This is a genomic window from Streptomyces sp. AHA2, assembly GCF_036857595.1.
Taxonomy (GTDB): domain Bacteria; phylum Actinomycetota; class Actinomycetes; order Streptomycetales; family Streptomycetaceae; genus Streptomyces.
In genome coordinates this window covers 153155-164876 of the sequence record NZ_JAUQWJ010000015.1, presented here as the reverse complement: position 1 = coordinate 164876, position 11722 = coordinate 153155, and the positions used below count along the sequence as shown (strand labels likewise).

At 71.6% G+C, this 11722-nt stretch carries 7 protein-coding genes; 1 reads left to right on the top strand and 6 read right to left on the bottom strand.

Annotated features, from left to right (window positions below; translation table 11 throughout):
• The 6 genes from Q5694_RS26330 to eccD all read right to left on the bottom strand — a co-directional run.
• On the bottom strand, positions 1-2117 hold a 2117-nt coding region (locus tag Q5694_RS26330), incomplete at its 3' end, for an AAWKG family protein (protein ID WP_333935844.1).
• A gap of 134 nt (positions 2118-2251) precedes the next feature.
• On the bottom strand, positions 2252-2722 hold the full coding sequence (locus tag Q5694_RS26325) for a type VII secretion system-associated protein (RefSeq protein ID WP_333935843.1): 471 nt from the start codon (positions 2720-2722) through the stop codon (positions 2252-2254).
• Between the two features lie 307 nt (positions 2723-3029).
• The gene (locus Q5694_RS26320) at positions 3030-3338 is read right to left on the bottom strand and encodes a WXG100 family type VII secretion target (protein WP_333935842.1); all 309 of its coding nucleotides are present in this window, start codon (positions 3336-3338) and stop codon (positions 3030-3032) included.
• A 94-nt stretch (positions 3339-3432) separates the two neighbouring features.
• Positions 3433-3768, bottom strand: coding sequence for a hypothetical protein (locus tag Q5694_RS26315; protein WP_333935841.1), 336 nt, complete (start codon positions 3766-3768; stop codon positions 3433-3435).
• Between the two features lie 545 nt (positions 3769-4313).
• Complete coding sequence (gene eccB, locus Q5694_RS26310) at positions 4314-5888, bottom strand: type VII secretion protein EccB (protein WP_333935840.1); 1575 nt, start codon at positions 5886-5888, stop codon at positions 4314-4316.
• A 42-nt stretch (positions 5889-5930) separates the two neighbouring features.
• Complete coding sequence (gene eccD / locus Q5694_RS26305; RefSeq protein WP_333935839.1) at positions 5931-7331, bottom strand: type VII secretion integral membrane protein EccD; 1401 nt, start codon at positions 7329-7331, stop codon at positions 5931-5933.
• Between the two features lie 369 nt (positions 7332-7700).
• Between eccD and eccCa the strand changes: the two genes are divergently transcribed.
• Complete coding sequence (eccCa, locus tag Q5694_RS26300; RefSeq protein ID WP_333935838.1) at positions 7701-11702, top strand: type VII secretion protein EccCa; 4002 nt, start codon at positions 7701-7703, stop codon at positions 11700-11702.
• Positions 11703-11722 lie beyond the last annotated feature (20 nt).

Genomic DNA, 11722 nt, shown 5'->3' with positions numbered 1-11722 from the left:
GTGCCGTCGCCCAGGTCGGTGGTGGTGACGCTGCCGTCGGGGTGTGTGGTGGTGAGCACGCCGGAGTCGGGGTCGAACGAGGTGCTGCTGCCGTCCGGGAAGCCGGTGGTGAGCTTGCCGTCGTCGAGCCGGGTGCTGCCGCCGGTCGGGGTCCGCAGGGAAGCGCCCGGGCCGTTGTTCAGTCCGTCGAGGCCGCCCAGGCTCCGGGTGACCTCGTCATCGGCCGCTGTGCCGTTCCTCCCGGCCGGGCCGCTGTTCAGCCCGCCCAGGTTGCCCAGGGACGCGGTGACGGGGGGAGTGTCGCCCGTCGCGCCCCGGTCGCCGCCGCCCGTACTGCCCAGGTCGCCCGAACTCTCCGTGACCGGGACGTTCTGGTTGAGCAGGTCGTCGAGGTTGCCGAGGTTCTGTTCGTTCAGGGCGCGCGGATCGTTGAGGCCGCCCAGGTTCTCCTCCATGGCCTTGCGCTGTTCCTCGGCCTCGCGCCTGGCCTCGTCCTGCTCGCGCTGCTGCTCCTCGCGGAGCTCGTCGGCGTACTTCTTGTCCTCGTCGCGCTGCTGGTTCTGCTCGTTGCGCAGTTCCTCCTGGTACTTCCTGGCCTCGTCCTGCTCGCGCTGCTGCTCCGCGCGCAGTTCCTCCTGGTACTTCCTGGCCTCGTCCTGCTCCCGCTTCTGTTCCGCCCGCAGTTCGTCCTGGTACTTCTTGTCCTCCTCGCGCTGCTTCTCCTGCTCCTTGCGCAGCTCCTCCTGGTACCGCCGGTCCTCCTCGCGCTGGCGCTCCTGCTCCGCGCGCAGTTCGTCCTGGTACCTGCGGTTCTCCTGGTTCTGCTCGTTGATCTCGTCCTTCTCCTCCTGCAGCTTCCTCTTCTCGTAGTCGTCGGCGGCGGTGGTGGTCGACTTCGGCTCGGGCAGGTTCTCCGAGAAGTCCTTGCCCAGGTCGAGGAAGTGGTTGTTGAGGGAGGACTGCACCTGGGCCGCGGGTTTGCCCAGGTACTCGTCGACGCCCTGGCTCCAGATCCTGACGGCCTTGTCGCCGACCTTCGCCCAGTTGGCGATGTCGGTGAGGTCGCCGTACTCCGGGTGCTCCTGCAGGAAGCCGGCCTGGGGGGAGTGGTAGGTGGAGCTGCCGTAGCGGAAGTGGGTGACCTTGATGTCGGTCTTGGCGACGTTGTTCGCGTCCACCCATTGTGCGAGGTCGTCCAGGACGTACCGCAGCACCTGGTGGGGGTCGTAGTAGGGCGACTTGGCCCAGTCCAGCCACGCCTTCAGCAGGGTGTCGGCCGCGTCCTCCAGGTACTTGCGGCCCAGCGACAGGGCGCGGGAGTAGACCGTGCCGCCGGTGCCGGTCTCGCTGCCCGAGCCGGGGTTCGCGTTGAACGTCTCGACGTAGTTGTCGTAGTTCTCGCGGATCTTCCTCAGCAGGCTGCGGAAGACCTCGGCGGCCTCACCCTTCCAGCTCGCGTCGTCGCGGCCGAAGCGGTCCTCCCACTCCTTGAGCACCACGGCGTGGTCCTTGAAGAACTTGGCGGCGTAGTCGAAGGACTCACCGGTGGTGTCGAACGAGTTGAGGTCCACCACGTCGCCGCCGCCGACGCCCAGGTTGCTGAACCGGGCGTCCTGGGTGCTGCCGCCCAGCAGGGCGAGGAGTGCCGCCCGCGGCCCGTTCATGTACCGGGCCAACGGGATCGTGCTCATCTTGTCCTTGTTGTAGTCCGTGAACTCGTTGCCCTCACGGACCTGGGCGTCGTGCACGTTGTCGGATCCGGGGGCGGCGAAGCTGATCTCGTCGCCGATCTTCACCCGGCCCTCGAAGACGATGCGGGCCTGTTTGATCTGGTTCTTCTTGCCCCGGTCGAAGAACCAGATGTCGTAGTCCTCACCGGTGTTGGTCAGGAAGCCGGAGCCCTTGACGAGGAGGCCGAGGCTGCGGTCCTTGATGTCCATCCGGAAGAGCTTGCCGCCGTGGTCGGAACGCAGGGTGTCGAAGACCGTGCTGCGGTCCGGGACGGGATAGCCGGTGATGTGGGTGACCAGGGTGGCCCAGGTGTCGGACGACGGGTCGCCGGCGTCGTCGAACTTGTCGAGGTTCGCGACGGAGTTGGGATCGTACCGATCGGCCACCGGGCGCCCTTTCTGGTCGGTGCCTGTCCTATGTGCCGGTGCACGGCGTTCTCACGCCGGTGTGCAACCGGGCGTAACCGCCGCCGGGGGGTGTGCCGGCCGGGCCGGGCCGGGCCCGGACGAGCCGCGTGACGTCAGGTGTCGTCGTTGTTCCCGCCGGAGCTTCCGGCGGTGAGGGAGTCGACCTCTTCGAAGGTCATGAGCAGCGTCTGCGCGTCGATCGCGCTGAGGTTCTTGTCCTTCGTCTTGTTCGCCTCGTCGATGGTGTCGCCGAGGGCCTCCTTGAGCTCCTTGAAGAGCTCCATCTGGTCGCCGAGCAGTTTGTCGATCGACTCGGCCGCGGCGCGGACGTCCTCGATCAGCTTCGGACCCGACACCAGCGGTTCGGTCACCATCTTGCCGATGCGCAGGAGCTGTTTGTCCTGGGCGAGGTTGTCCGGGGTGGTGTGCCCGTCGATGAGCTGGCCGAGCGGGCGGATGTGTGACCCGTCGCCCTCCTCGCGGTGCTTCTTGGCGGCGGTGTACACCGGCTGCACCTCGTTGTCCCGGAAGTTCTCCATCTGCTTCAGATCGAAGTGCTTGACGTCGGCCTTCTCACCGGCCATGAGACGTCCTCCTGCGGCTTGGCTTGGTACCGGACGGGGTGTTGAGCGGCACCGGCCGGCCCGCCGGCGCCGCCGCACCGACCGCCGTACGGACGCGCGGCCGACGAGGCGGGGCCGACCGCACCGACGCGCGGCGGGGACGCGGTGCCGACCGCACGGACGCGCCGCTGGGATGCGGGGCCGACCGGACCGGCGCGCGGCTGGGCGCGCGGCGGCCGTACCGATGGCTGGCCGGGGCGCACGACGGCCGTACCGATGCGCGACCCCGACCGATCGGCCGGCGTACCGGTGCGTGACCGGGCCGGTTCTACCGGGCCCGGACGTTGCCCCAGTTGTCGGCGCTGCGGCGCTCGTCGCGGGAGTGGTTGTCGTGGATGCTCTGGATCAGCTGACCGCTGTCGCCGAGCAGCATGGCCATGTTCTTGGTGGCCTGGTCCCACTCCGCCTGGACCTGGACGTACATCTGCTGGTCGGAACCCTCCCAGGAGCTGACGAGCGGCTTCAGCTCGTCCTCCAGGGTGTTGAGGGTGTTGATGATCTGCTGGGTCTGGTCCTTCAGGTCCTCGATGGCCCGCTGGACCACGGGGTACTGCACGTCGATGATGCCGTCGGCCATGACGTCTCCTCTCGGGGGGCCGGGCGCCAGGCCCGGAAGGCTCGCGGGGTCCGGCCGCGCCACTGGGGACGGTTCCGGAAAAGGGGGTGGGAGGTCAGCGCAGCGCTTCGAAGACGCCCTGGGTGGTCTTGCTGTTGAGGACCTCGGTCAGGTCCTGGTTCTCCTGCGCCAGGCGGTTGGCGGAGGTCACGTTCTCCTGGAGCGCGTCGATCATCTTGCTGATCTGCACGACGACCTTCTGGGCCTCGGCGTTCCAGCTGCGGAAGAGCTTGAGGAGGGCCTGGCCCTCGTCGCCGCCGACGCCCGAACGCGCGGCCAGCTCGGCCACGTTGTTCTGGATCTTCTCGACCTGGCTCCGGGCCGACTCCAGGGACGAGACGCCCCCCAGGCCCTTGGCGTAATCCGCTTTCCTCGCGGCACTGTCCGCCATGTCGCGTTCCCTTCGTTCGAGCAAGTCCTGTCGCCTTGTTGCTCGCTGAGGCTAGAGAGAACCCCGCGTTCCGCGCAACGCGTGCAGGAATGGTTTTGAGCTTCGATCCGTTCACCAAGAACCCTACATACGAGCTGAGTTGCCGGGAGGTTTCGGCAGGGTGAAGGAAGCCGTCTCACCGGTCGACCACCACCCGGCGCTCCTTTCGCGCAAGCGGCTCGCGGTCCGGGCACGAAGCGGGCACGGCGGGACGGCAAACGGTCATGCCCCACTGCCCTTTCCCCGAAATGTCCGCGTGAGCCGCGGTCAATTCAGGCAACGTCCGCCCGGAATTCTTGAGCATTGTCTGAGGTTGCATCCCGGCCGGGCGCATTCGTCCGTGCCGGCCTCCGGTGGCCGCGGGGCCGGACACCGGTGATTCCCGGGTCCGGCCCCGGCCGCCGGCCGTGCCGACCGTGCGCCTGTCCGGATTCAATTCGGCTGGAATTCGCCCCTGCTGTCGACCCATTTCGCTTTGTTCGGTGCGTACGGGTTCCTTGTCCGACTCACTGCGCGGTGCCGACTGTGCCGGGCTTGTCCGCCCCGCCGTCCGCGGTGTCCTTCCGCTCCGGTGCGGCGGAGCCGCAGTCGGGGGCCGTCACCCTCACTTTCGCGGCGCCCGACGCGGCGGCCGGGTCCAGGTCCGCTCCCGTGGGGAACGAGGCGAGCAGGGGGGCCGGCACCGAGTCGATGTCCCCGGCCTCGTAGCCGAGTGCGGACAGTGCCTCCTCGTTGGTGAGCCGGTACTTCACTCCGTTGTCCGCCACCAGGTAGGTGGTGCCCGCGTGGGCCGCGCCGCTGGCGTGCAGCGCCCTGACCAGCGCGCCGTGCCCGGGCCGGACGACCGCGGCGTCCGGCGGTGAGCAGGCCGGCTCCAGCGGCTCGCCGGTGCCCTCCGGCACCGCCACGGGGGCCAGCCCCGTCAGGGGGGCCAGCACCGAGCTGATCCGGGCGCCGCCGTCGCCGCCGTCCACCTTCGCGCACAGGGCCGTTCCCCGCGGTGTGGCCTGCGCGGCCGGCGGCGCGTCCGGCAACTGGGCCGAGCCGGCCGGATCCGCGTCCTTCGCCCGGTGCTCGCGCAGGGTGTCGGCGCCCACCGTGCGCACCTCGGGCGACTTCCCCTGGTACGCCTCCTTCTGGGTGGCCGGGTCGCCCAGCACCAGGGCGGCACCCAGCCGCGTCAGCGGCACCAGCCCGTCCTTCCGCAGCAGGTGGTACGTGCTGCCGCCGCCGGGCACGCTCACCTTGAACAACTGCCCGACACGGCTGGCCGCACCGCCCAGCTCAGGACCCTCCTCGCCCCGGCCGGGCACCTCGGGCGGGCTCAGGGTGGGGCCGGGGGCCAGCGCGTCCAGGAAGGCCGCGGAGACCGGCATGGGCCGTTCGGAGCCGTACCCGAGGGCGTTGCGGGCGTCGGACGCACGGTCCAGCGGCAGCCTGCTGCCCCGCCACACCAGGTACTCGGTGCCGTCCGGGCCGCGTACCAGCACCGCGCGGTCACTGTCCACACCCTGGGAATCCACGGGCGCGCCGGCGACCACCGTGGTGGCGCCCGGCTTGTTCACGCCGGTGTCGGCCGTGGCGCCGGAGGTGCTGGGCGATGCCCCCTGCGGACCCGTGACGCACATGTGCCAGGCGCCGCCGTCGAGTTGCCCGGGGTCGGGCACGGTGTCCGGGGCGCCGGGGATGCCGACCGGCACGCCCACCGGGGTGTCCCGCAGCGACGCGGTGCCCACGTCGTCCGTCGGAAGGTCGGAGCCGCCGATCAGCCGCGCCGAGGCGTAGTTGCGCACCGGGTGCAGCACCCCGTCGGTGCCGGTCCACAGGTAGCGGGCGCCGGTGTCACGGTTGACCACCAGGTGCTCGCCGTCGCGCCAGCCGTCGTTGCCGCCGGGGCGCAGCAGACCGTAGACGGTGGCGCCCGCGCCGACCAGGACGGTGACCAGCACGCCGAAGACCACACCCCGCGTGGTGCGTCCCAGCGGGCTCTCCGGGGCGTCCGGGTCGGCCGTCAGCAGGCCCGAACTGAGCCTGCCCATCATGAAGCCGTGGGCCTGTACCTGGTCGCGTTTGGACTGCACAGCCTCTCCTCAACTCGTCCTCGATGTACCGGCGCGCGGACCTCAGCCGAACAGGCCGCGCAGCCAGCCGAACAGGCCCGCCACCCACAGGCCGAGCGGCAGCAACGCCACCGCGAACCCGGTGTGCGCGAGTTCCGCCGCCCGCCCCCAGTACGGCAGGACGCGGCGGCCGGGCACGACCCAGGCGGCCACCACCAGGCCCGCCGCAGCGGCGAGCAGGACCGCGCAGACCACGGTGCGCCCGCCGCTGCCGCTGTCGACCGCCCAGGCACGGGCCAGCAGCAGCAGACCCCACACGCCGGGCACGGCCAGCGTCAGCCGCTGCGCGATGTGCACCAGGCCCCGGCAGTGCAGGAGCAGCAGCAGGCTCAGCGCGAGGGAGGTCAGCACCTCGGGCAGGTTCGGATGCTCGGCGAGCACGGCCAGGGCGGCCGCACAGACGACGCCGGTCGCGGCGAACAGCGCGGTCACCCAGCGTCCGGCCAGTTCCGTGCGCTCGGCCACCTCGCTGCCCGCGTAGGGCTCGATGCCCTCCTGGAGCTGGCTCGCGGACGACGGCAGCGCCGGCATCCGCATCCCGGCCAGCTTGAACGCGAAAGGCGCCACCGCACCGGCTCCCAGCGCGACCACCGTCGCCACCAACGCCGCCGTGGCCGGCACGTCCAGGCCGCTGTAGCCGATCAACGCCCCGGCGATCGCGGCGGCCACCGACACCACCGCCGTGGCCACCAGCGCCGGAGCACCGACCGCGGTGGCGGCCAGCGCCAGCACGGCCCCGCCCGCGCCGGCGGCGCCCGCCGCGAGCAGCCGTGCCCCGACGACCCGCGCGGCGTCCGGGCCGGTCAGGTCGCCGCCGGGCAGCACCCAGCCGGCCAGCGCCAGGCAGGGAGCGACCAGCAGGCCGAGCGCACTGGCCGAGAGCCGGTCCCCGACCGCGCGGCTGGCCGTGCCCGCGCCCGCGAGCAGCAGCAGTCCCGTCACACCCGCGTACGCGGGCCCGGACGAGGAACCGACCCCGGGCCAGAACACCAGCAGCAGGGCGGTCAGGACGGTGGCCACCGCGGTGCCCACCAGCAGGCCGCGCGCCGCCCCCGGGTGCCAGTTGTGCAGCCGCCGGCCCGCCGTGTCGGCTATGCCGTCGACCAGGTCGTCGAGCCGGGCCTCCGGCAGCGCCTCGGTGTGAGGACGCAGGTAGAGCACGTCACCGTCGGTGAGTCCCGAGCCGGCGAGAGTGGTCTCCTCGTCGAGCGGGGCGTCACCGAGCCGCTGGAGCACCCAGCCGGCGTGATCGAGACCGGCCTCCTCGGCCTCCTCGCCGACGTAGCGCAACAGGGTGGGCAGCAGATCGGCGACCGGCACGTCGGCGGGCACGGCCAGATCGACGGAGACGCTCGGCGCGCGTACGGTCAGGCGGCACAGTTCGGCCACCGCACTGTCGGTCATCAGCTGAACTTTCGTCTTCCGTGGGGGATGTGGCAGGGAAACGTGGGAAACGTGCCCCCCGGGAAAGGGGAACGGGTGAAGAGTACGTAAGGTATATGCGGCCACCAACGACAGGCCAGAGCAGTGGAATTGCACCCCGGCGTCCGGTAACCACCCGTCCCGCGTGGACAGGTGGCGTTCGGTGAATGCAGACTACTGCCGACGCCCGCCGGATTGTGCTGCGAGCGTACGCGTCCACCCGGTGGGGCGCTTTCCCGCTGCCACGCGCGGCGGGTATTCGGTGCGGGCCGGAAAGCCCAGCGAACCCGGAGGTTCTGTCCCTTGAGCGTGGTGCTGTTTCGCCGGCCTGCCCGCAGACGCGGACCGGAGATGCCCGAAGGGCAATTGACCCTCCAGGAACCCCCGGTCCTCGCCGAGACCGTTCCGGACACATCGGCGATATGGACCTATCTGCCGATGGCGCTGATGTCGGTGTCGATGATGCTGATGTTCCTGCGCCCCGGCGGCGGCAACGGCGTCTTCATCTACCTGGCGCTGGGCGTCATGGCGCTCTCCGCCGGAGCCATGCTCCTGGGCCAGCTGATGCGCCGCTCCAGCGAACGCAAGCAACGCCTCAGGGGCGAGCGCCGCGACTACCTCCGCTACCTGGCGCAGATCCGCAAGCGCGTCCGCGCCACCATCGTCGAACAGCAGCGGGCCCTGGCCTGGCGCCACCCGGACCCGGCCTCGCTGCGCTCCCTCGCCCGCACCTCCCGCCTGTGGGAACGCCGCCCCGCCGACGAGGACTTCGGCGAGGTGCGGCTCGCGGTCGGCGAACAGCAGCTCGCACTCACCCTGCAGCCGGTCTCCACCCGGCCCGTGGAAGACCTCGAACCCCTCTGCGCGCACGCCCTGCGCCGCTTCATCCGCGCCTACTCCACCGTTCCCGACCAGCCCCTCGGCCTGTACCTGCGCTCCTCCGCCCGGATCCTGCTGCGCCCCGAGGAGACCCGCGGTGACCCGTCCGCCCGGCCGGGCGCGACCGGCGCCCCCGAGGGGGACGCCGCAAGCGACGCCGTCCGTTCCCTGGTACGCGCCGCACTCGGTCAGCTCGCGGTGTTCCACGCCCCCGAGGAACTGTGGCTCGCGGTCTGCGTCAGCGACGAGCGCCGGCCCGACTGGGAGTGGGTCAAGTGGCTGCCCCACGCCCTGCACCCGTACGAGGAGGACGGCGCAGGCCAGGTCCGCCGGATCACCGCCGACCTCACCGAACTGGACGACCTGCTCGGCGCCGAGTTCGCCGAACGCCCCGGCTTCGACCCGGACGCCCGCCCCGGACGCGACGAGCCCTACACCGTCGTCGTCCTGGACGGCGTCACCGTCCCCGAAGGACACCGCTGGGAAGGTCACGGCTACCGCAACGCGGTGGTCCTGGACGTCTCCGGGGCCCTGCGCTGGCGTCCCGGCCGCAACACACTGCGGCTGACCGTCGGACCCGAACAGGTGAACCTGGTGCGCACCGACCGCAGCCGCAAGGAACGCTCCGTGCCGCTCGGCCGCCCCGACCGGCTCGGGCCGCTCGGCGCGGAGTCCCTGGCCCGCCTGCTCACCGCCCGCCGCATCAGCCTCGGCACCGACATCGCACAACCCCTGGACACCGACGTCGAACTGACCACCCTGCTCGGCATCCCCGACCTGCACCGCCACGACCCGCAGACCCTGTTCGCCCGGCACACCGGCTCCGCCCGGCTCCGGGTGCCCGTCGCCGTCGGCGTGGACGGCCGCCCCGTGGAACTCGACATCAAGGAGTCCGCGCAGGGCGGCATGGGCCCGCACGGCATGCTCATCGGCGCCACCGGCTCCGGCAAGAGCGAACTGCTGCGCACCCTCGTCCTCGGCCTGGCCCTGACCAACTCGTCCGAGACGCTCAACTTCGTCCTCGTCGACTTCAAGGGCGGCGCCACCTTCCTCGGCCTGGAGGAACTCCCGCACACCTCCGCCGTCATCACCAACCTCGCCGACGAAGTCGCCCTCGTCGAGCGCATGCAGGACGCCCTGCACGGAGAACTCATGCGCCGCCAGGAGCTGCTGCGCGCCGCCGGCAACTACACCTCCGCCCTGGAGTACGAGCGCGCCCGCGCCGCCGGCGCCGGCCTGACCCCACTGCCCAGCCTGTTCGTCGTGGTCGACGAGTTCAGCGAACTGCTCTCCGCCCACCGCGAGTTCATGGACCTGTTCGTCATGATCGGCCGCCTCGGCCGCTCCCTCGGCGTGCACCTGCTGCTCGCCTCGCAGCGCCTGGACGAGGGCCGCATGCACCAGCTGGAGAGCCATCTCTCCTACCGCATCGGCCTGCGCACCTTCTCCGCCATGGAGAGCCGCGGCGTGCTCGGCGTCCCCGACGCCTACCAACTGCCCGCGCAGCCCGGCAGCGGCTACCTGAAGTCCGGCGTGGAGGCGCTGACCCGCTTCCGCGCCGCCTACTCCTCCGGCACCTACCACCGTCGCACCGGCGCGGTGGTGCAGGCCCGGGTGGCCAGCCAGGTCGTGCCCTGGACCAGCGGCTGGGTCGTGCCGCGCACCCTGGAGCCGGCACCCGAACCGGAGCCCGAGACCGAGGAGACCGGCGACGAGGAGACCCTCCTCGACGTCGCCCTCGACCGGCTGCGCGACTCCGGCCCGGCCGCCCACCAGGTGTGGCTGCCCCCGCTGGACGAGCCGTCCCCGCTGGACGCCCTCCTGCCCGGCATCGCCCCCGACCCCGCACGCGGCCTCACCGCCACCGGCTGGCCCGGCACCGGGAAGCTGCGCGTCCCCGTCGGCCTGGTCGACAAGCCCTTCGAGCAACGACGCGACCCGCTGATCGTCGACCTGTCCGGGGCAGGCGGCCACGTCGCCGTCGCCGGCGGCTCGCAGAGCGGCAAGTCCACCCTCACCCGTACCCTGATCAGCGCCCTCGCCCTCACCCACACGCCCGCCGAGGTCCAGTTCTACTGCCTCGACTTCGGCGGCGGCGGCCTCTCCCAGCTCGCCGGCCTGCCGCACGTCGGCGGTGTCGCGGCGCGGCTCAACCCCGAGCGGGTGCACCGGGCCGTCGCCGAGGTGATGACGCTGCTCGCCCGCCGCGAGCAGTTCTTCGTCGACCACACCCTCGACTCGATGCAGTCCTACCGGCGCCGCCGGGCGGCCGGGGAGTTCCCCGACGAACCCTTCGGCGACGTCTTCATGGTGGTCGACGGCTGGTCCACCGTCCGCCAGGACTACGACGACCTGATCCCGAAGTTCAACGAACTCGCCGCCCGCGGCCTCAACTACGGCATCCACCTGCTGGTCACCACCACCCGCTGGGTGGAACTGTCCGCCCAGGTCCGCGACCAGGCCGCCACCCGCCTCGAACTGCGCATGGGCGACCCGATGGACTCCGAGGTCGACACCCGCAAGGCCCGCTCGGTGCCGCGCAGCGGCGGCCGCGGCATCACGGCCGACACCAAGATGCACTTCCTGGCAGGCCTGCCCCGCCTCGACGGCAGCGGCTCCCTCGACGACCTCGGTGACGGCGTCGCCCACCTGGTGTCCGAGGTGTCGCGGCACTGGCCGGGCCCGTCCGCCCCGCAGGTGCGGATGCTGCCGCACCGGCTCCCGCTCGCGGAACTGCCCGCGCCCGAGGCCACCGAGGGCGGCGGCATGCGCCTCCCGCTCGGCATCGACCAGGACGCCCTGGAGCCGGTCTGGCACGACTTCAGCCGCACTCCGCACCTGATCGTGGTCGGTGACACCGAGAGCGGCAAGACCAACCTGCTGCGCCGCGTCGCCGAGGGCATCACCAGCCGCTACGCGCCCGGCGAGGCGAAGATCATCGTGGTCGACTACCGGCGCACGCTGGTGGACACCGTCCCCGAGGAGTACCGCATCGGTCACGTGATCTCCCTGGACAACCTCAAGGAGACCGTCGAGGGAGCGGCCCGCGCCATGAAGACCCGCGTCCCCGGCGCGGACATCGCCCCGGCCCGCATGCGCCGGTGCGACTGGTGGACCGGTCCGCGTCTGTTCATCCTGGTGGACGACTACGACATGGTCTCCACCAACTCCTTCCAGAGCCCCTTCGAGCCGCTCTTCGAGCACCTCACACTCGGCTTCGAAATGGGTCTGCACCTGGTGGTCGCCCGCAGCGCCATGGGTGCGGGCCGGGGCCTCGGCGACGGCCTGCTGCGCCGCCTGGACGAGGCCAACAACCCCGCCGTCCTCCTCTCCTGCCCGCCCACGGAAGGCCGCCTGTTCGGCAACGCCAAGCCGCGCAACCTCCCCCCGGGCCGCGCGCTGCACATCGCCCGCCGCCGCGAACGGCTGATGCAGACGGCGCTGGTGGAGGTAGGTCAGGGTCAGGACGCCTGACGGGAAACGGAGAAGCGGGG